Annotated in this window: 20 protein-coding genes; 9 read left to right on the top strand and 11 right to left on the bottom strand. The window is 65.2% G+C overall.

Annotation, left to right across the window (positions count from 1 at the left end; all coding sequences use genetic code 11):
- Positions 1-7 precede the first annotated feature (7 nt).
- Entirely contained in the window at positions 8-448 is a 441-nt protein-coding gene (fabZ, locus tag DM806_RS08695; protein ID WP_372859407.1) for a 3-hydroxyacyl-ACP dehydratase FabZ, read from the top strand.
- A gap of 136 nt (positions 449-584) precedes the next feature.
- Entirely contained in the window at positions 585-809 is a 225-nt protein-coding gene (gene rpmE / locus DM806_RS08690; RefSeq protein WP_066861944.1) for a 50S ribosomal protein L31, read from the top strand.
- 962 nt (positions 810-1,771) lie between these two features.
- On the opposite strand, the gene aroB is transcribed toward rpmE, so the two are convergent.
- A complete protein-coding gene (gene aroB / locus DM806_RS08685; RefSeq protein ID WP_179042832.1) occupies positions 1,772-2,878 on the bottom strand; it encodes a 3-dehydroquinate synthase in 1,107 nt (368 codons plus the stop codon).
- Entirely contained in the window at positions 2,869-3,417 is a 549-nt protein-coding gene (locus DM806_RS08680; RefSeq protein ID WP_179042831.1) for a shikimate kinase, read from the bottom strand. Before DM806_RS08680 ends, aroB begins: the two co-directional genes overlap by 10 nt.
- A gap of 111 nt (positions 3,418-3,528) precedes the next feature.
- Here DM806_RS08680 and DM806_RS08675 point away from each other — a divergent pair, with 111 nt between their 5' ends.
- From DM806_RS08675 to DM806_RS08655, 5 genes are all read left to right on the top strand, one after another.
- Positions 3,529-3,717 (top strand): hypothetical protein, encoded by a 189-nt coding sequence (locus DM806_RS08675; RefSeq protein WP_179042830.1) that lies wholly within the window; start codon positions 3,529-3,531, stop codon positions 3,715-3,717.
- A 5-nt stretch (positions 3,718-3,722) separates the two neighbouring features.
- Positions 3,723-5,543, top strand: a complete 1,821-nt coding sequence (locus DM806_RS08670; protein WP_179042829.1) for a hypothetical protein — start codon at positions 3,723-3,725, stop codon at positions 5,541-5,543.
- 2 nt (positions 5,544-5,545) lie between these two features.
- Positions 5,546-6,478 (top strand): tyrosine recombinase, encoded by a 933-nt coding sequence (locus tag DM806_RS08665; RefSeq protein ID WP_179042828.1) that lies wholly within the window; start codon positions 5,546-5,548, stop codon positions 6,476-6,478.
- An 11-nt stretch (positions 6,479-6,489) separates the two neighbouring features.
- A complete protein-coding gene (locus DM806_RS08660) occupies positions 6,490-7,434 on the top strand; it encodes an acetyl-CoA carboxylase carboxyltransferase subunit alpha (RefSeq protein WP_179042827.1) in 945 nt (314 codons plus the stop codon).
- Between the two features lie 126 nt (positions 7,435-7,560).
- Positions 7,561-9,039 carry a M48 family metalloprotease gene (locus DM806_RS08655; RefSeq protein WP_179042826.1) on the top strand — a complete coding sequence of 493 codons (1,479 nt, stop codon included), beginning with the start codon at positions 7,561-7,563 and terminating at the stop codon, positions 9,037-9,039.
- A gap of 61 nt (positions 9,040-9,100) precedes the next feature.
- Here the strand turns inward: DM806_RS08655 and DM806_RS08650 are convergent, their stop codons facing one another.
- Both DM806_RS08650 and DM806_RS08645 read right to left on the bottom strand, forming a co-directional pair.
- The gene (locus tag DM806_RS08650; RefSeq protein WP_179042825.1) at positions 9,101-9,262 is read right to left on the bottom strand and encodes a Flp family type IVb pilin; all 162 of its coding nucleotides are present in this window, start codon (positions 9,260-9,262) and stop codon (positions 9,101-9,103) included.
- Between the two features lie 136 nt (positions 9,263-9,398).
- Positions 9,399-9,584 carry a Flp family type IVb pilin gene (locus tag DM806_RS08645; RefSeq protein WP_179042824.1) on the bottom strand — a complete coding sequence of 62 codons (186 nt, stop codon included), beginning with the start codon at positions 9,582-9,584 and terminating at the stop codon, positions 9,399-9,401.
- 82 nt (positions 9,585-9,666) lie between these two features.
- Here DM806_RS08645 and DM806_RS08640 point away from each other — a divergent pair, with 82 nt between their 5' ends.
- On the top strand, positions 9,667-10,074 hold the full coding sequence (locus DM806_RS08640; protein ID WP_179042823.1) for a (deoxy)nucleoside triphosphate pyrophosphohydrolase: 408 nt from the start codon (positions 9,667-9,669) through the stop codon (positions 10,072-10,074).
- Positions 10,075-10,138: 64 nt separating this feature from the next.
- On the opposite strand, the gene bfr is transcribed toward DM806_RS08640, so the two are convergent.
- The 3 genes from bfr to DM806_RS08625 all read right to left on the bottom strand — a co-directional run bounded on the left by bfr (position 10,139) and on the right by DM806_RS08625 (position 12,239).
- The gene (bfr, locus tag DM806_RS08635) at positions 10,139-10,618 is read right to left on the bottom strand and encodes a bacterioferritin (protein WP_179042822.1); all 480 of its coding nucleotides are present in this window, start codon (positions 10,616-10,618) and stop codon (positions 10,139-10,141) included.
- 149 nt (positions 10,619-10,767) lie between these two features.
- Positions 10,768-10,938: a (2Fe-2S)-binding protein gene (locus tag DM806_RS08630; protein WP_179042821.1), complete on the bottom strand. Its 171-nt coding sequence runs from the start codon at positions 10,936-10,938 to the stop codon at positions 10,768-10,770.
- A gap of 59 nt (positions 10,939-10,997) precedes the next feature.
- Positions 10,998-12,239, bottom strand: a complete 1,242-nt coding sequence (locus tag DM806_RS08625) for a DUF418 domain-containing protein (protein ID WP_179042820.1) — start codon at positions 12,237-12,239, stop codon at positions 10,998-11,000.
- Positions 12,240-12,299: 60 nt separating this feature from the next.
- Here DM806_RS08625 and DM806_RS08620 point away from each other — a divergent pair, with 60 nt between their 5' ends.
- Entirely contained in the window at positions 12,300-13,073 is a 774-nt protein-coding gene (locus DM806_RS08620; RefSeq protein WP_179042819.1) for a methyltransferase domain-containing protein, read from the top strand.
- Here the strand turns inward: DM806_RS08620 and DM806_RS08615 are convergent.
- The 4 genes from DM806_RS08615 to purL form a co-directional block, all read right to left on the bottom strand.
- Positions 13,031-14,713, bottom strand: coding sequence for a glycoside hydrolase family 43 protein (locus DM806_RS08615; RefSeq protein ID WP_179042818.1), 1,683 nt, complete (start codon positions 14,711-14,713; stop codon positions 13,031-13,033). The two genes, DM806_RS08620 and DM806_RS08615, sit on opposite strands and share 43 nt — an antisense overlap.
- Positions 14,714-14,784: 71 nt before the next feature.
- Positions 14,785-15,189: a hypothetical protein gene (locus tag DM806_RS08610; RefSeq protein ID WP_179042817.1), complete on the bottom strand. Its 405-nt coding sequence runs from the start codon at positions 15,187-15,189 to the stop codon at positions 14,785-14,787.
- Positions 15,186-15,665 (bottom strand): hypothetical protein, encoded by a 480-nt coding sequence (locus DM806_RS08605; protein ID WP_179042816.1) that lies wholly within the window; start codon positions 15,663-15,665, stop codon positions 15,186-15,188. The genes DM806_RS08610 and DM806_RS08605 overlap by 4 nt, the downstream gene beginning before the upstream one ends.
- Positions 15,666-15,756: 91 nt before the next feature.
- Positions 15,757-17,934, bottom strand: a complete 2,178-nt coding sequence (gene purL, locus DM806_RS08600) for a phosphoribosylformylglycinamidine synthase subunit PurL (RefSeq protein WP_179042815.1) — start codon at positions 17,932-17,934, stop codon at positions 15,757-15,759.
- Positions 17,935-17,969: the final 35 nt, after the last annotated feature.

The raw sequence follows: 17,969 nt of genomic DNA, 5'->3' as shown, positions 1-17,969 counted from the left end.
TGGCCCGATGGATATCCGTCGGGTCATGGCTGCGCTGCCGCACCGTTACCCGATGCTGCTGATCGACCGTGTGGTGTCGCTGGTGCCCAACCAGTCGATCCACGCGATCAAGGCGGTGTCGGTGAACGAGCCTTTCTTCCAGGGGCATTTCCCCACCCGGCCGATCATGCCCGGCGTACTGATCGTCGAGGCGATGGCGCAGGCCGCCGGCGTGCTGGCGGTGGAATCGATGAACCTCGCCGACAGCGGCAAGCTCGTCTATTTCATGAGCATCGACGGCGCGAAGTTCCGTTCGCCGGTGGAGCCGGGATGCCTGCTCGACCTGCATGTCGAGGTAACGCAGAATCGCGGTGCCATCTGCAAGTTCAGCGGCAAGGCGATGATCGACGGCAAGCTGGCGTCGGAAGCCAATTTCGTCGCCATGATCACCGATCCGCCGAAGGATTGATATCCTGCCGTCGCGTCGCGGATCGCGATGCGACGGCTTTATTCTTGCAAAGGCGCGCCGAACCCGCTAACGGCGCGCCTTCGTATTTTACCGCATCCGGCCGGTCGGAAACCGGCCATCAAAGGAGCATATCGCCATGAAGGCCAATACCCACCCCGACTACCACCTGATCACCGTCCAGATGACCGACGGCACGACCTTCCAGACCCGCTCGACCTGGGGCAAGGAAGGCGACACGCTGGCGCTCGACATCGACCCCAAGTCGCACCCGGCCTGGACGGGCGGCAACCGCCAGCTGGACACCGGCGGTCAGGTGGCGCGCTTCAACAAGCGTTTCGGCGGCCTGACGCTGAAGAAGTAATCGCACCGGAAATGGTACGAACGGAAAGGGCGCCCAAGGGCGCCCTTTTTGTTGGTCTGGGCCGTGGCGGTTATCGACCATTCCTTGCCGTTCTACATACTTCAAAATGATCCCGATTGCAGACATTGGTCTGATCATCGATAGTCGGGATATGAAGAGTCCAACCTCTGAGCCGTCGCCACGCCATTGGCTAATGGGAAGCTGGTCAGTTTATGTTGCGCTGCTCTTCCCGGCGTCATTCCTCGCCTATATCGGCATCCTATGGATCACTGCTTCAGAGCGAGGTTGGCAGACCCAGATCGCTGCTGCCGCACTGGTCGCTGCATGGTTTCTGCTGGCGTCAGGGGCATGGTACACATGGGTTGCCTCGAAGGCAGAAACCCGCCCTAGCCGTCTATCGAAAGCGGCCTTTCTCCTCGTCGCCTTGTCCTTCTATGCTGTCGCTTTCGCGTGGGGCGGACGGATGATGATATAGTCGGCCATCGACCATAGCATGAAATTGCCATTGCCGATCTCTGTTAGCTCACTGTCGAAAATGGGATAAAGCTAGAGCCATGAGCGTCGCCGATATCGAACAGCGAATAGCAAACATTCAGTCCGAACCGGGATTTGACGCACCCAATATGTGGTTGACGTTTTATCTTGCGGCAGCACCTCAGAACCTTGATGCGCTTGCCGATGAATTGCGTAAATTGCAGGGGGTAAATCTCGATGATGGAGAGGGCGGATTTCTGTATCCGAAACTGCCCGTCCCAAACTCAGCAGGTGACATCGTGGCGCTTATCGAGCGGGTGCGGCATTTGGCACAGGCACACGATGTTGACGTGATCGCGGTGGATGCCGACACCACTACCGATCCATCAACGTCTCGATTTGCTGAAATCACCGTTATGACGGGAATGTCAGCTAAGGTCAGAAACGGTCCTGATATCAGACCGTCGCCTAACCACCCGTCGCAGACCTCAGCCCGCCCGTTCCTCATCCAGAAACGCCGCCACATCGTCCAGCACCACATCCTTCGACAGGAAGGTCTGGCCGATGCCGCGCGCCAGGAGGAAGGGGAGGGTGCCCGCCGCCATCTTCTTGTCGTGCAGCATATGGCCGACCAGCGCCGTACCGTCGGCAGTCACATGGGCGGTGGCGAGGTCGTGGGGCAGGCCCACGGCCTTGAGATGGGCGGTGACGCGCTCGGCATCCTCCACGGGGCACAGGCCAAGCCGCGCCGAATAGCGGAAGGCGAGCGCCATGCCCGCCGCGACGCCCTCGCCATGGAGCAGCGTGTCGGAAAAGCCGGTGTCGGCCTCCAGCGCGTGGCCGAAGGTATGGCCGAGGTTGAGCAGCGCGCGGCGGCCCGACGTCTCGCGCTCGTCATCGGCGACGATCGCCGCCTTGGCGCTGACGCTGTGTTCGATCGCATAGGTGCGCGCGTCCGGGTCGCCCGCCAGCAGCGCGTCGGCATTCGCCTCGCACCAGCCGAAGAAAGCGGGATCGTCGATCAGGCCATATTTGACAACCTCCGCATAGCCGGCACGGGTTTCGCGCGGCGGCAGGCTGTCGAGCGTCGACGGGTCGATGAGGACGAGGCTGGGCTGGTAGAAGGCGCCGATCAGATTCTTGCCGGCTTTCGCGTTGATCGCCGTCTTGCCGCCGACCGACGAATCGACCTGCGCCAGCAGGGTGGTCGGCACCTGGACGAAATGGCAGCCACGCTTCAGGATCGAGGCGGCGAAGCCGACCAGATCGCCGATCACGCCGCCGCCCAGCGCGACGATATGGTCGCCGCGCTCGATCTCTTGGGCCAGCAGCGCGTCGAGCAGTTGCTCCAGATGCCGCCAGCTCTTGGTCTGCTCGCCCGGCGGCAGGATGATGGGTTCGACCGCGACATTGGCGGCGCGCAGGCTGGCTTCGAGGCGGGGTAGCTGGGTCGCGGCGACATTGGCGTCGGTGACGACCACCAGCCGGCCCTTGCGCGCAAAGCCGCGCAGCGTTTCGCCCGCGCGATCGAGCGCGCCCTGTTCGATGACGATATCGTAACTGCGCGCGTCCAGCGCGACGCGGACTAATGCCATGCCGTCAATTGCTCCATGATGCGCTCGACCGCGACTTCATGCGGTGCGGCGATGCTCTTCACATGAATGGGGGCGAGCGCGTAGATCGGGTTGCGCACCGCCGCCAGTTCGGTCAGCACGACGCGCGGATCGCGGTTCTTCAGCAGCGGCCGGCTTTCCCGGCGGCCGACGCGGTCGACCAATATGTCGATATCGGCGTCCAGCCAGATGGCGGTCGCCTGCTCCAGGATCAGCTTGCGCGTCTCATCCTGCATGAAGGCGCCGCCGCCGGTCGCGATCACCTTGGGCGCGCCGTCCATCAGACGAGCGATTACGCGGCGCTCGCCGTCGCGGAAATAGGATTCCCCATAGCGTTCGAAAATCTCCGCCACGGTCATGCCGGCGGCCTTTTCGATCTCCTCGTCGGCGTCGACGAAGCTAAGGCCCAGCCGCGCCGCAAGGCGGCGGCCGACGGTCGATTTGCCCACGCCCATCATGCCCACCAATACGATGGGACCACGCCTGGCCTGGCTCTCCGGGATTTTGCTGTTTCGCTGCATGGCGAGGGGGGCTATACAGCCAGCCGTCACAGAGGCAAATCGCATCTTTTCTTTGTCACCCGGCCTTTCAGGCCCGGAAAGCCAAGCCCCGGAAAGCCAAGTCAAAGACCTATGAAGAATAATCGCAACTTCAGCAGTTTCGAAGGCAGTTCGCGTCGCCGCGGCAGCCGGCTGCCTCTCGTCCCGATCATCCTGGTGATCCTTGTCGCTGCTTTGCTCGCCTTTTTCTGGTCGCGCGGCGGCGAAAAGCCGCAGCAGCGCGTCGAAAAGATCATCCCCGCCGAGAAGCTGGGTCAGTAAGGCGGATGCGCTGGTCGCGGGCGAATGCCAAATGGGCGCTGGGCAGCTTCGCGCTTGCCCTGACCTTGCCCGTGGTGGCGCAGCAGGCGCCCGAATCGCTGCTGCCGCCCGGATTCGGCGACGCGCCCGAAGCGCCGACGCCGACGCCGCAGCCGTCGCGGCCCGCCCAGACGACCCCGGCATCGCCATCCGTGCCGATGGTGCAGCCGCTCAACCCGGCGACCCCGCCTGACCTGACGGCGATCGCGGCGGCGCAGAATGCGGCCGAAGAGGAACTGACGCCGGAAGAACTGGCGGCGCAGAAGGCGAAATATGACCTGCCCGACACGGCGCGCCGGTCGCTCGACCGGATCGGCCCGCTGACGCCGCAAACACGCGGGTTCGAGCCGGACGCATTCGGCAACCAGTCGGGCAAGTTCCTCGCCACGCTGATGAAGGAAACCCATGCGCCGATCCTGTCGCGCTGGGCGTCCATCCTGCTGCGTCGGGCGCTGCTGAGCGCGACCGACACGCCGCGCGATATCGACGGGGCGGACTGGGCGGCCGAACGCGCCTGGCTGCTGCTGCGCATGGGTGAGGCGGACAGCGCGCGCCTGATGGTGCAGAGCGTCGACCCGGACCGGTATTCCCCACGCCTCTACGCCATCGCGATGCAGACCTATCTGGCGGCCGCCGATCCGGCGGGCCTGTGTCCGCTGTCGGCCGGCGCGCTACGGTTCAGCAAGGAGCCGGGCTGGGACATGACACGGGCGATCTGCCCCGCGCTGTCGGGCGATCAGGGCACTTCGAGCGGCGCGCTCAACCAGGCGCAGCGCAAGGGCGTGGTGCGCGGCGTTGACTATCGACTGGCGGAAAAGGTCGTCGGCACCGGCTTCAACGCCCGCCGATCGGTCAAGATCGAATGGGATGGCGTCGATCGCCTGACCGCCTGGCGCTTTGGCTTGGCGACGGCGCTGAATGTCGAAATTCCCGATGACCTCTACGCTACGGTGGGACAGCATGTCCGCGCCTGGGAAGCGCGCGCGCCGGCGCTGACGGCGGTGCGCCGCCGGCCGGGCGTCGATATCGCGGCACGGCTGGGCGTCTTTTCCAATGCGGCGCTGGTCGGTTTCTATGGCCAGATCGGCACCGATGGCGACGCCCCGAACGATATCGCGGACAAGGTCGATGCGCTGCGCACGGCCTATTCGGGCGCGACCGTGGGCGATCGGCTGGGCGGGATGCGCAGCTGGTGGCAGGATGAGGCGAAGCCCGATTATGTCGGCCTGATCGCGACCGCCCGCGCCGCGGCGGCCTTGCCGGTGGCGCAGGCGTCGGCGCAGGATGCGTCGAACCTCGTCGCGTCGATGCTGACCGCCGGATACGACCGCAACGCCGCCCGCTGGGCGCAGGCGATCGGCCAGCTCGATGGCGAGGGCGCCTCCCAATTCTGGGGCTTGCTGGCGGTCGGCGCGCCCAGCCCGGTGGTGGAGATCAACAGCAGCCGCGTGTCGGCCTATGTCAGTGATGCGGGCGCGGAAAAGGGCCGGATGCTGATTGCCGCACTGGCTGGCCTGTCCCGCCTGTCGCCGCAGGATGCCGCGTCTCTGGCGCAGGATAATGGCGTGACGCTCGCCGCCAACAGCCGCTGGGCGCGCGCCATCGGCACGGCGGCGCAGCGGGGCGAGAAGGCGACGGTGGCGCTACTGGCGGCCGTGGGCATGCAGGGTAGCGACTGGAGCCGCCTGCCGGCCGCGCATCTCTATCATGTCGTGGCCGCGCTGCATCGGGTCGGCCTGGACCCCGAGGCGCGGATGATCGCGGCCGAGGCGATCAGCCGCGGCTGACCATGGGGCAGGAAGACGCCGCCCTGGTCGACCGCTTCCTCGAAATGATGGCGGCGGAGCGCGGCGCGTCGCGCAACACGCTGCTGGCCTATCGTGCAGACCTTGCCGGCGCGGGCGAGCTGCTGGGCGGGCTTTGCAGCGCGACCAAGGAAGGGCTGGGCACGCTGGCGACGGCTTGGGCGGAACTGGCGGCATCTTCGGTGGCGCGCAAGACGTCGGCGTTGCGGGCTTTTTACGGCTTTTTGGAGGAGGAAGGGCTGCGTGCCGACAATCCTTCCGCAGCCCTGCCGCGTCCGACAACGCGCCGGCCGCTGCCCAAGATCCTCTCCACTGCGGAGGTCGATCGTTTCTTCACGCTGATCGCCGAGCGGATCGACGTCGAGCATCCCGTACCGCTCGACCTGCGGCTGGCGGCGCTGATCGAGCTGCTCTACGGTTCGGGCCTGCGCGCGACCGAACTGGTGTCGCTGCCGCGCCGGGCGCTGGCGCATGACCGGCCATTCCTGATCCTGAAGGGCAAGGGCGCGCGCGAACGGCTGGTGCCGATTTCCGACCGCGCGCGCGCCGCCGTCGCCGCCTGGCTGCCGCATGTGCCGGGGGACAGCGCCTGGCTCTTTCCGTCGGGCAAGAGCCATCTGAGCCGCATCCGCCTCTATCAGCTGGTGAAGGCGCTGGCCGCCGCCGTCGGCATCGCGCCGGAACGGGTCAGTCCCCATGTGCTGCGCCACGCCTTCGCCACGCACCTGCTGGAGGGTGGAGCGGACCTGCGCGCATTGCAGGCGATGCTGGGCCATGCCGATATCGGGACGACGCAGATCTATACCCATGTCGACAGCCGGCGACTGGTCGAACTGGTCAATCAACGGCATCCGCTGGCCACGATGCAGGCCAAGATACCGCATCACCGCGTTGACGGCGACGCGCCATCGCCCTAACGCCTTGCGCCATGGTAAGCTTTCTGGAATTTGAAAAGCCGATCGCGGAGCTGGAAGCGCGCATCGTCGAATTGCGCGCCACCGCCAGCGTGGGCGACATCAACATCGACGGCGAAATCGCGACGCTGGAACAGCGCGCGGCCAAGCTGCTGACCGACACTTATGCGAAGCTGACGCCCTGGCAGAAGACCCAGGTTGCGCGGCACCCCGACCGTCCGCATTTCAAGGACTATGTCGCGGGCATGTTCGACAATTTCATGCCGCTGGCCGGCGACCGCGCCTTTGCCGACGATCAGGCGATCATCGGCGGCTTCGCGACGCTGGGCGACCGAAAAGTCATGGTGATCGGCCATGAAAAGGGCGACGATACCGCCAGCCGCGTGCGCCACAATTTCGGCATGGCGAAGCCGGAGGGCTATCGCAAGGCGATCCGCCTGATGGAACTGGCCGATCGCTTCGGCCTGCCGGTGGTGACGCTGGTCGATACGTCGGGCGCCTTCCCCGGCGTGCAGGCGGAAGAGCGCGGCCAGGCCGAAGCGATCGCCCGGTCGACCGAAGCCTGTCTGGCGCTGGGCGTGCCGATGGTGGCGGCGGTAGTGGGCGAGGGCGGCTCCGGCGGGGCGATTGCGCTGGCTGCGGCGAATCGCGTGCTGATGTTCGAGCATGCCGTCTATTCGGTGATCTCGCCCGAAGGCTGCGCCTCGATCCTGTGGCGCACCGCCGACAAGGCGAGCGACGCCGCGACGGCCATGCAGGTGAGCGCACAGCATCTCAAGAAGCTGGGCGTGATCGATCACATCGTGGCTGAGCCGGTGGGCGGCGCCCATCGCGAGCCGGTACAGGCCATCGCCAATCTGGGGGCGGCGATCGAGGCGGAATTGAATGCGCTCGACGGGTTGAGCGCGCAGGCGCTGCGTACCGATCGTGCCGACAAGTTCCTCGCCATCGGTGCCTGATTCCGTCGGTCGGACGGCTTGATCCGGCCGAAAAGGCCCCAGGCTGACGGTTCGGCGCTCGCTTTTCCGGGAACGCGCCGCCATGATCGTTCGTTACGTGGCGGTAACGGCGGAGGATGAGGGTTTATGAACTGGAAGATGTCGCTGGGCTGCACGGGGGCGGCGCTGGCGGTTGCGCTGGCTGCACCGGCGGTGATCGGGCAGCAGCGGGCGATACGCACGGTGTCCTCGATCAGCCAGCAGGACAAGGCGAGCGGCGCCAAACAGCATCCCGAATTGCTCAAGGAATTCGGCGGCGCCTATGCGGGCGCGCAAGCGAAATATGTCGAGGGGGTTGGACGACGGATTGCGGTCCAGTCCGGCCTGTCCAACGCGCAGGGCGATTTTACCGTCACCCTGCTCAACAGCCCGGTCAACAACGCCTTCGCGATCCCCGGTGGCTATGTCTATGTCACGCGCCAGTTGATGGCGTTGATGAATGACGAGGCCGAACTGGCGGGCGTGCTGGGGCATGAAGTCGGCCATGTCGCGGCCCAGCATGGCCAGCGGCGCCAGCAGGCGGCGCAGCGCAATGCGATCGGCGGCGCGCTGCTGGGCGCGCTGGCGGGAGCCTTACTGGGCGATTCGGGCCTTGCCGGACTGGTGCAGAAGGGGATCGGCACGGGCAGCCAGTTGCTCACCCTCAAATTCTCGCGCAGCCAGGAATATGAGGCGGACGATCTGGGCATCCGCTATCTGGCGTCGGGCGGCTATGATCCACGTGCGCTGTCGGACATGCTCGCCTCGCTGGCGGCGCAGAGCGATCTCGATTCGCAGGTGGCGGGCAACGCGCGATCCATGCCCGAATGGGCGAGCACCCACCCCGATCCCGCTTCGCGCGTCGACCGGGCGGCGCGGGCGGCCGAAGCAACTCGCGTCACCAGCACGGTGCGCAACCGCGATGCCTTCCTCAATGCGCTGAACGGCGTCCTTTATGGCGATGATCCCAAGCAGGGCGTGATCGACGGCAGCCGGTTCCTGCATCCCGACCTGCGCCTCAGCTTCGCCGCACCCAGCGGCTTCGGCATGGAAAATGGCACGGACGCGGTGTCGATCACCGGGTCGGGCGGGCAGGCGCAGTTCGGCGCGGCCCCCTATTCGGGCAATCTGGCGACTTATATCAACAGCGTGTTCGCCAAGCTTGGCGGAGGGAATGGCGGCGTCCCGGCGGGAGAGGTCAGTCGCACGACCATCAACGGCCTGCCGGCCGCATGGCGCACGGTGCGCGCGTCCAGCAAGTCGAGCCAGGTCGATGCGACCGTCTTCGCTTATGATTTCGGGGGCGGGAAGGCCTATCATTTCCTGCTGCTGACACCGGCCGGGCAGGGCGTCGGCCCCTTCACCTCGATGGTGGAGTCGCTCAAGCCCCTGTCGGCGCAGGAGGCGGCTGCGATCAAGCCGCGCCGCGTGCAGGTGCTGACCGTCAAGCCCGGCGACACCGTCCAGTCGCTGGCGAAGCGCATGGCCTATAGCGACTTTCCGCTGGAGCGGTTCCTGACGATCAATGCGCTGAGCGACAATGCGGTGCTGCGACCGGGGCAGCGGGTGAAGATCGTCACCTGGTAAGGCACGAAAAAGGGCGGCGAACCTGCGTTCGCCGCCCCTTCATTCGACAAGAAGCCGAACCTTACTGGAGGTTCTGCGACACCTTGTTGAAGGTCGTGTTCAGCTTGGTGCCGATGCTGGTCATGGCGCCGATCGCGGCGACGGCGATCAGAGCGGCGATCAGGCCGTATTCGATCGCGGTGGCACCTTCTTCATTCTTCAGCATCTTGCGGATGAACTGCATGTGACGTCTCCTTGATTGGATTATCCGTTAAACTACCCGGCCGCCCCGCTTGGTAATTCGTGGTCAGCTAGGATCGAATTAGGGCCGCTGAGTTGAAAAATGTTTAATGGCGGAAGGAAGTGTCAGATTTTGATGGTTAATACTTCGTTACTTCGGTCGCGACGTTATTCCACATGGTGATGGTCTTGTTCGCGACATTGGTGAGCGCCACGATGATCGCCAGTACGACCATTGCAAGAATGAGGGCATATTCCACCGCCGTTGCGCCTCGCTCGCATCGCAGCAGGCCCCGACGGGCTATGATTTCGATAAGCCCGCGCATCATCACCCCATTTCGCTACAGACAGTCGTCGTCGGACATGTAAAGCAGCCACGGTTAACAAAGCCCTCCTGACTGGAAAGATATGCCGCCAATGTCCCCCCTGTTCGTCGTCGCCGTCGCGTTGATCGATGCCGATGGCCGCGTCCTGCTGCAGCAACGCCCGCCGGGCGGATCGATGGCGGGGATGTGGGAATTTCCGGGCGGAAAGGTGGAACCGGGCGAAACGCCGGAGGCCGCGCTGGTGCGCGAGCTGGAGGAGGAGCTGGGCATCCGCACGCACGAAAGCTGCCTGGCGCCCGCCACCTTCGCCAGCGAGCCGCTGGGCGACAGGCATTTGCTGCTGCTGCTCTATGTCTGCCGCAAGTGGCAGGGGGTGCCCGAGGCGCGCCATGCGACCGCGCTGCAATGGATGCGGCCAACGCAAATGTATGGGGTGGAGATGCCGCCCGCGGACCTGCCGCTGATCGGGATTCTTGAGGCGTTGTTGTAGAAAGAAAAAGGCGAGGCCGCCGCCGGAGGGTTGGCCTCGCCCGATATATGCCGTTGCGGGCGCCTTATTCTTCGGCGGCCTTGCTTTGCAGCTGGATATAATTCTGGATGCCCATGCGCTCGATCATCTCGAACTGGGTTTCCAGCGTGTCGACATGTTCTTCCTCGCTTTCGAGGATATATTGGAACAGGTCGCGGCTGACATAGTCGCGGATCGACTCGCAATAGGCGATCGCGTCCTTCAGCACCGGCAGCGCCTCATATTCCAGCTCAAGGTCGGACTTGAGGATTTCTTCCACCGTCTCGCCGATCTTCAGGCGGCCGAGCAGCTGGAAATTGGGCAGGCCGTCGAGGAACAGGATGCGCTCCGCCACCTTGTCGGCGTGCTTCATCTCGTCGATCGATTCGGAATATTCGAACTTGGCCAGCTTCTCGATGCCCCAGTGATTGAGCATGCGATAGTGGAGGAAATATTGGTTGATCGCGGTCAGCTCATTCTTGAGGACCTCGTTCAGGAAATCGATGACCTTCGGGTCGCCCTTCATGGCGTTATACTCCGGCTGTTTTTGGAACGCCGGAATTATAGGCGCAATGCACCCGTCTGTTAAGTCGAAAACCCTTGAAAATCAGGGCTTTTTTACTGCGCTATTGCGTCGGCTTCGCGATTGTTTCGTGCGCATGATTTGCAATTTTATCAGGCCGATGCGCGCTCCGCGGCGATGATCGTCCGCGCGTAGGGCACGCACTGGCCGCATTTGGGGCGGCGACCGAAACGGGCATAGGCATTGCACGGCGTGTCCGCGCCGTCGCGCGCAGCTTCCCGCAAGTCTTTTTCACGAATCGCATTACAGACGCAGACAACCATCGAGGCTCTTCTCCTGACAGAGGAGAGATAGCGCGCCTGATAATGGGTCGCAATAGTCTTTAGCTGCTTCTGCGAATCTTTTGCACCGCACCATGGCTGAGGCTGCGCCACAGCCATTCGGCCGGACCCATAGCGAATCGGACGGCATAGGGCTGCGACCAGAGGAGCATGACAACCCAGATGGCAAAAACGAAGAGGGGAAGCGTGGCATGGTCGACATGGGCGAAGAGGCCAATCCCCCAGCCGTAGAAGATCGTCGTCATCACCAGGCTGGTGCCCAGATAGTTGCTGAGCGTCATCCGCCCCGCCGCGGCGATCCGGCCGACCATCGGGCTGCCCTTGTGCCGGGCGAGCAGCCAGAGGATCAACGCCGCCCAGCCGACCGTCAGCGGGATGCGGAAGGGCAGCGACCAGACCAAAGCCGCGCCATAAGTGGGGAGGGGGGCAAAGCCGCTCCACCACACCCACAGGCCCAGTGCCGCCATGGGCGGCACGCCGATCAGGAAGCAATGGCGTGCGGTGCGGCGATATTGCTCCGCGTCCCAGTTGCCGGTCAGGAAGCCACCCTTCAGCATCGCCATGCCGAGCAGCATGAAGCCCAGCGTCTCGAATGCATTGAACAACAAGCCCCAGAGCCAGTCGCCAGGAAAGCCTGCCAGCTTCATGCCGATGATGGCGGACAGGCTGCTGCGATAGGTCGCGATTTCCATCTGCGTGGTCGGGCTGGTCGGATCGGACAGGGCGGCCATGAAGTGCAGGAAGCCGTCGCGCGTGGCGGCGCCGACATTGGCCTCCCCGGCGGCATGGCCCCAGAGATAGAGGCTGCCGATGAAGGCGGCGAGCAGCAGAAACTGGAAGAGGAAGAAGAGGAAGGCGCGCTTGACCAGATCGAGCGGCTCAAACCGGACGAAGAGCAGGGCGAACAGGCCAACGATCGCATAGACGCGCAGGATATCGCCCCACCAGAGCAGGAAGAAATGCAGGCAACCGATGACGAACAGCCAGCCCAGGCGGATCATCTGGGTCCGGCGCCCGTCGCGGCCCGCCATCTCCTCCTTGTCGATCAGCAGCAGCATCGACGCGCCGAACAGCAGGGCGAACAGGCCGCGCATCTTGCCGTCGACGAAGATCAGGCTGATTGCCCAGAAGATCATGTCCCCGGCCGAGAGCGGCCCCGCGACCGCCGGGTTGAAATAGGCATTTTGCGGCAGGGCGTAGGCGGTGATGTTCATCCACACGATTCCCATCACCGCGCAGCCGCGCAGCACGTCCATGGCGGGGATGCGGGGGGATGCGGTCATGCGATGGACGTTCCTTGAAAGGGCTGGCCAGAAAGGCAAGGCTCTGCCATCCGCCTAGCCATGAATGACGCGCGCAAGCAACGGATAAGCGATGCCTTCGGCGCGGCGGCCGGCCATTATGAGGCGCATGCCGGGCCGCAGCGGCTGGCGGCGACGCTGGTGGCCGACATTGCCCAGCGGCAGATGCCGGGCGGGGTCGCGCGCGTCCTGGAGATTGGCTGCGGCACCGGCCTCCTCACTCGCGATATCCAGACGCGCTGGCCCGGCGCAGACCTGATCGCAACCGATATTTCGCCGGGCATGCTGGAGCAGGCGGCGTCACACGGCCGGGTCGCGGGCCGTTTCCTGACGATGGACGGGGAAGCGCCGCCTTTTGACGGGCCATGGTTCGACCTGATCCTGTCGAGTCTGACCTTCCAGTGGTTCGACGATCTGCCGGCGGCGATCGCGCGGCTGGCCGGGCTGTTGCGGCCGGGTGGGAGCCTCATCTTCTCGACCATGGGGCAGGGCAGCTTCGCCGCCTGGCGCGCCGCCCATGCCGCCTGTGGCGAAGCGAGCGGCGTGCCCGATTATCCCTCGCTCGACGCGCTGCGCGCCATGCTGGCGGGCCATGCGGACGCCTTTGCCTTTGAGGAAACGGTGGCGATGGAGGGGAAGGGCGCGCGGGCGCTGATCGCCCACCTCAAGGGCATCGGCGCGGTCGTGCCGGGCGAGGGGCGCAGGCCGCTCGGTCCGTCCGCGCTGCGCCGGGTCATGGCGACCTATGACGCGGCGGGCGGCCGGGACGTCTATCAGTTGCTGCTGGGCCGGGTGACGCGCGCCGCCCAGGCATAGGGACCGATGATGGTGCCGACGAAGCCGCCGGCCTGCTTCGTGCTGAGGAAGTCTATATCCACATCGGACGCCAGCACCCGCTCTGCGCCGCCGCTGACATAGCTGGCGCGCATCCGGCCGCCGTCCAGGGCAAGGGTGAGGGTTACGGGCCGTGCCGGATCGATCGGCGTGGAGGCAATGAGTCGGTCGCTGTCCGATCCCTCGCGCGCCATCAGGGCGATCCGCGGCGTGCCGCCGTTCTGGATCAGGCCGAAGAAGAGGAAGGACCGGTCCGACTGGATCGCGACCAGCCCCGCGCGATCGCCATCGACTTCGGGGCGGTAGTCGAGCGTGGTGGAGACGGTGGCGACATGGTGCTGCTGGCGCCGGCCGATGAAGGCCGGCGCGCCGGACAGGTCGCCGATCGCGGTCGCACCGTCCAGCACCAGCGCGCCCTGCTCCAGCCGATAGACGGGCCTGGCCGGGGTGCGGATGCCGATCCAGGCCGGATCGAGCCGCGTACCGGTGAAATCGTTGCGGTGGTAGGAAAAGTCGCCGCTTGTCGACGGGATTTCGGTCGGTCCGCTGGGCAGGTCCGGGCGCGGGGCGGTGAAGGGAATGGGCTTGCCGGCGTCCAATATGTGAGGCCAGCCGTCGCGCCACTCGACCGGCAGCAGGAAGGTTTCGCGCCCGATATTGTAGAGGTCGGGACCATAGGGCCGGGTGGCGAGGAAGGTCGCCCACCAGTCGCCCGCCTGCGTCTGGATCAGCTTGGCGTGGCCGGCTGACGTCACCGGATTGGGGCGGGCCGGATCGAGGCTGCGCTGGCTGAGGATCGGATTGCTTAGATAGGGCGTGAACGGCCTGCGCAGGTCGGGGGACCGGAAGACGACTTCGCTATGCTGGTCGCCGGTGCCGCCTTCGGCCGCGATCAGATAATAATAGCCCTCCCGCTTCAGCAGATGCGGCCCTTCGATCCATGCGGGCTTTTGCGCGATGTCGACGCCGCCATTGACAATCTGGGTAGAGGGACCGGTCATCCTGAGGGTGCGCCAGTCGAACTCCTGCACCCAGATGGCGCGATGCCCGTCATAGCGGGGCGGCTCATCGGGCGCGCGGTTGTTGACGATGAACGCGCGATCACCCTCCCAGTAGAGGGACGGATCGATCCCCTCGAACGGCAGCCAGGTCGGGTCGGACCATGGCCCGGCCGGATCGCGCGCGGTCATGACGAAATTGCCCCGGCAATCGACGCAGGTGCCGACCAGATAGAAATGCCCATCATGCCAGCTGATGTCGGGCGCGAACATGCCGCGCGAGGTGCGAAGTCCGGAAAAGTCGAACTGGCCGGGCCGGTCGATCGCATTGCCGATCTGCCGCCAGTGGACCATGTCGGTCGAGGTGAAGATGGGCAGACCCGGATAATGGGCGAAAGAGCTGTTAACGAGATAATAGGCGTCGCCGACGCGGGTGATCGACGGGTCGGGATAATAGCCCGACAGGATCGGGTTGCGATAGTCGCCGGGGCCGGGCGTCGCCTGTTCCTGCGCGCGGCCGTCATAGCGGAAGTCTTCGAAGCGGGCAGGGCCGGCCAGTGCCGGAGCCAGCGGCCCGATGACGCTGGCGAGCAGCCAGAAAGTGGCGCGTGACGCTGGGCGCATAATCCCTCTCCTCCCTGTTTTGACAAGCATAGGAGAGCGGATTTGATAGCGCTATCAAAAATATCGGGCGATCAGCGGGCCGACTTGCGGATCATCAGCTTGAGACCAGACCATGTGGCATCGACCGCGCAGACCTTCACGTCGACCAGATCGGTCGCGGGCAGGATGACCGCGCGGATAACATCCTCGCTGATGTCGGTCGGCACTTTAGATGCCTTTTTGGGCCAGCTTATCCACAGGAAGCCGGTGGGGGCCAGCAAGGGACGGAGCGCCGCGATGCGGGCCTCCATCGTCGCGCGGTCGGTGACGAAGATATGGGCGGCGTCGATCGGCGCTTGCGGCGCGGGCAGGGGGATGACGCCGCTGTCGCCGATCTCCGCCGCGACGCTGGCGGGCATATCCTCCCACCAGGCGCGCAGGCCGGGTTTAAGGCTCAGTTTCTTCGCCAGTGGAGTGCCGGAATAACCGGAGTTCATCGCCGCCTCCCGCGCCGGGCCGCGACAAAGGCGATGGGCAGGCCGACAAGGATGCAATGCGAGAAAAGCTGGTTGCCGATGCCCCAGGCGATCTTGCCGATCGGCCGTCCCGCATAGGCGTCGGGCAGCCAGAGCGCGTGCCAGCGCCACGGCCGCACCAGCCAGTACATGATGATCCAGAGCAGCAGCCCGTAGAGCAAGCCGGCGGCGACCGGCCGGCGCCTGAGCACAGGGATATGCCGCGCCGCGTGCATATAAACGGTGGCCATGCACGCCATGATCGCAAAGTGGACGGCAAGGCCGATCGCGGCCCAGAGCCAGACGGGATTGCCCTTGGCGGCATCGCCGAACGGTCCGCTTGCGACGAAGGCCAGCACGGGCAGCGGTTTCATGCCAGCCATGCCGGCGAAGACGAAGGCGGAAATGATGTCGAGCGTGCCGGCGATCAGCGTCGCCCGGATGATCCTCTCGCGCATATGGCGCTCCCCTCTCTTGTGGGGCGGATCATGGCAGATCGGAAGAGGATTGTCCCGCCGGGATGCGTCGGCATCCCGGCGGGGAAGATGATCAGAGTTCGTTGTCCATCAGGGCGGGGAAGAAGCCTTCATGGGCGGTGCGCAGCGTGTCGAGCGCAACGCCCGCAACGCTGGAGCCGCCGGTCGTGCCGATCTTCACCGCGCCGGCGATCTCGACGCCTGCGGGCGCTGCCACCACGTAGCGGCCCTGGTCTTCGCCAAAGGCCGAAGCCGTGGTCAGGGCGATGTCCAGTGTCGCGCCGATCTTGCCGGCCAGCGCCATTTCCGCGACGGTGACGATCAGGCCGCCATCGGCGATGTCGTGGACCGCATTTACCTTGCCTGCCGCGACCAGCGCGCGGACGATGTCGGCATTGGCGCGCTCGGCGGTCAGGTCGACCTTGGGCGCTTCGCCGGCTTCGCGACCGGCGATCTCGCGCAGCCAGATCGACTGGCCGAGATGCGTACCTTCTCCGCCGATCAGCCAGATGGCGTCGCCTTCATTCTTGAAGGCCACGGTCGCCATCACATCCACGTCCTTGAGCAGGCCGATGCCGCCGATCGCCGGGGTCGGCAGGATCGCCGAGCCGCCGCCGGTCGCCTTCGACTCGTTGTAGAGCGAGACGTTGCCCGACACGATCGGGAAGTCGAGCGCGCGGCAGGCGTCGCCCATGCCTTCCAGGCAACCCGTGAGCTGCGCCATTATCTCAGGGCGCTGCGGATTGGCGAAGTTGAGGCAGTTGGTGACGGCCAGCGGAGTCGATCCAACGGCGCTCAGGTTGCGATAGCATTCGGCGATCGCCTGCTTGCCGCCTTCATAGGGGTCGGCATAGCAATAGCGCGGCGTGCAGTCGGTGCTGATGGCGATGCCCTTCTGGCTGCCATGCACGCGCACAACGGCCGCGTCGCCGCCGGGGCGCTGCACCGTGTCGGCGCCGACCATATGGTCATATTGTTCCCAGATCCAGCGACGGCTGGCGATGTCGGGCGAACCCATCAGCGTGACGAGATCGGCACCGATGTCGGCGCTCTCGGCGATCTCGCCCAGCGGCTCCACCTTCGACCAGACCTTGTATTCATCCTTTGGCATCGACGGACGGTCATAGAGCGGCGCATCGTCGGCCAGGGGGGCAAGCGGGATGTCGCAGACGATTTCGCCCTTATGCTCCAGCACCATGCGACCGGTGTCGGTGACATGGCCGATGACGGCGAAGTCCAGTTCCCACTTGCGGAAGATCGCTTCGGCAAAGGCTTCGCGGCCGGGCTTGAGCACCATGAGCATACGCTCCTGGCTTTCCGACAGCATCATTTCATAGGTCGTCATGCCGGTTTCACGCTGCGGCACGTCGTCCATCTTGAGGTGGAGGCCAACGCCGCCCTTCGACGCCATTTCGACGCTGGAGGAGGTGAGGCCGGCCGCGCCCATGTCCTGAATAGCAACGATGGCGTCGGACGCCATCAGTTCCAGGCAGGCTTCGATCAGCAGCTTTTCGGTGAAGGGGTCGCCGACCTGCACGGTGGGGCGCTTGGCGTCGGCATCGTCGCCGAAATCGGCGGACGCCATGGTCGCGCCATGGATGCCGTCGCGGCCGGTCTTCGACCCGACATAGACGATCGGATTGCCGACGCCCGATGCCGCCGAATAGAAGATCTTGTCGGTGTCGGCGACGCCCACGGTCATCGCGTTGACCAGGATGTTGCCGTCATAGGCCGGGTGGAAATTCACCTCGCCGCCCACGGTCGGCACGCCGACGCAATTGCCGTAGCCGCCGATGCCATGCACCACGCCGGCGATCAGATGCTTCATCTTGGGGTGATCGGGGCGGCCGAAGCGGAGCGCGTTCATGTTCGCCACCGGACGCGCGCCCATGGTGAACACGTCGCGCAGGATGCCGCCGACGCCGGTCGCCGCGCCCTGATAGGGTTCGATGTAGGACGGGTGGTTGTGGCTTTCCATCTTGAAGATCGCGGCCTGACCGTCGCCGATGTCGACCACGCCGGCATTTTCGCCGGGGCCGCAGATGACCTGCGGGCCTTTGGTCGGCAGCTTCATCAGGTGGATCTTGGAGGATTTGTACGAGCAATGCTCCGACCACATGACCGAGAAGATGCCCAGTTCGGTCAGGTTCGGCTCGCGGCCGATCGCCTTCAGGACGCGGTCATATTCTTCCGGGCTGAGGCCATGTTCGGCGACGACTTCCGGGGTGATCTGGGGTGCGGTGCTGGACATGTGCGCGCCTTTAGCGAGGGCGAGGGCGAATCACA

The organism is Sphingobium lactosutens, from assembly GCF_013393185.1.
Classification (GTDB): domain Bacteria; phylum Pseudomonadota; class Alphaproteobacteria; order Sphingomonadales; family Sphingomonadaceae; genus Sphingobium; species Sphingobium lactosutens_A.
This window is presented reverse-complemented; position numbering and strand designations above follow the sequence as displayed.

Bases quoted from the DNA above. Each gene is read 5' to 3' on its own strand.
- rpmE (WP_066861944.1), top strand. From the start codon at position 585: ATGAAGGCCAATACCCACCCCGACTACCACCTGATCACCGTCCAGATG.
- DM806_RS08670 (WP_179042829.1), top strand. From the start codon at position 3,723: ATGCGCTGGTCGCGGGCGAATGCCAAATGGGCGCTGGGCAGCTTCGCG.
- DM806_RS08680 (WP_179042831.1), bottom strand. From the start codon at position 3,417: ATGCAGCGAAACAGCAAAATCCCGGAGAGCCAGGCCAGGCGTGGTCCC.
- aroB (WP_179042832.1), bottom strand. From the start codon at position 2,878: ATGGCATTAGTCCGCGTCGCGCTGGACGCGCGCAGTTACGATATCGTC.
- bfr (WP_179042822.1), bottom strand. From the start codon at position 10,618: ATGAAGGGCGACCCGAAGGTCATCGATTTCCTGAACGAGGTCCTCAAG.
- DM806_RS08605 (WP_179042816.1), bottom strand. From the start codon at position 15,665: ATGCGCGAGAGGATCATCCGGGCGACGCTGATCGCCGGCACGCTCGAC.
- DM806_RS08650 (WP_179042825.1), bottom strand. From the start codon at position 9,262: ATGCAGTTCATCCGCAAGATGCTGAAGAATGAAGAAGGTGCCACCGCG.
- DM806_RS08660 (WP_179042827.1), top strand. From the start codon at position 6,490: ATGGTAAGCTTTCTGGAATTTGAAAAGCCGATCGCGGAGCTGGAAGCG.
- DM806_RS08610 (WP_179042817.1), bottom strand. From the start codon at position 15,189: ATGAACTCCGGTTATTCCGGCACTCCACTGGCGAAGAAACTGAGCCTT.
- DM806_RS08675 (WP_179042830.1), top strand. From the start codon at position 3,529: ATGAAGAATAATCGCAACTTCAGCAGTTTCGAAGGCAGTTCGCGTCGC.
- DM806_RS08620 (WP_179042819.1), top strand. From the start codon at position 12,300: ATGAATGACGCGCGCAAGCAACGGATAAGCGATGCCTTCGGCGCGGCG.
- purL (WP_179042815.1), bottom strand. From the start codon at position 17,934: ATGTCCAGCACCGCACCCCAGATCACCCCGGAAGTCGTCGCCGAACAT.
- DM806_RS08615 (WP_179042818.1), bottom strand. From the start codon at position 14,713: ATGCGCCCAGCGTCACGCGCCACTTTCTGGCTGCTCGCCAGCGTCATC.
- DM806_RS08645 (WP_179042824.1), bottom strand. From the start codon at position 9,584: ATGCGCGGGCTTATCGAAATCATAGCCCGTCGGGGCCTGCTGCGATGC.
- DM806_RS08655 (WP_179042826.1), top strand. From the start codon at position 7,561: ATGAACTGGAAGATGTCGCTGGGCTGCACGGGGGCGGCGCTGGCGGTT.
- fabZ (WP_372859407.1), top strand. From the start codon at position 8: ATGGATATCCGTCGGGTCATGGCTGCGCTGCCGCACCGTTACCCGATG.
- DM806_RS08625 (WP_179042820.1), bottom strand. From the start codon at position 12,239: ATGACCGCATCCCCCCGCATCCCCGCCATGGACGTGCTGCGCGGCTGC.
- DM806_RS08665 (WP_179042828.1), top strand. From the start codon at position 5,546: ATGGGGCAGGAAGACGCCGCCCTGGTCGACCGCTTCCTCGAAATGATG.
- DM806_RS08630 (WP_179042821.1), bottom strand. From the start codon at position 10,938: ATGGTTGTCTGCGTCTGTAATGCGATTCGTGAAAAAGACTTGCGGGAA.
- DM806_RS08640 (WP_179042823.1), top strand. From the start codon at position 9,667: ATGCCGCCAATGTCCCCCCTGTTCGTCGTCGCCGTCGCGTTGATCGAT.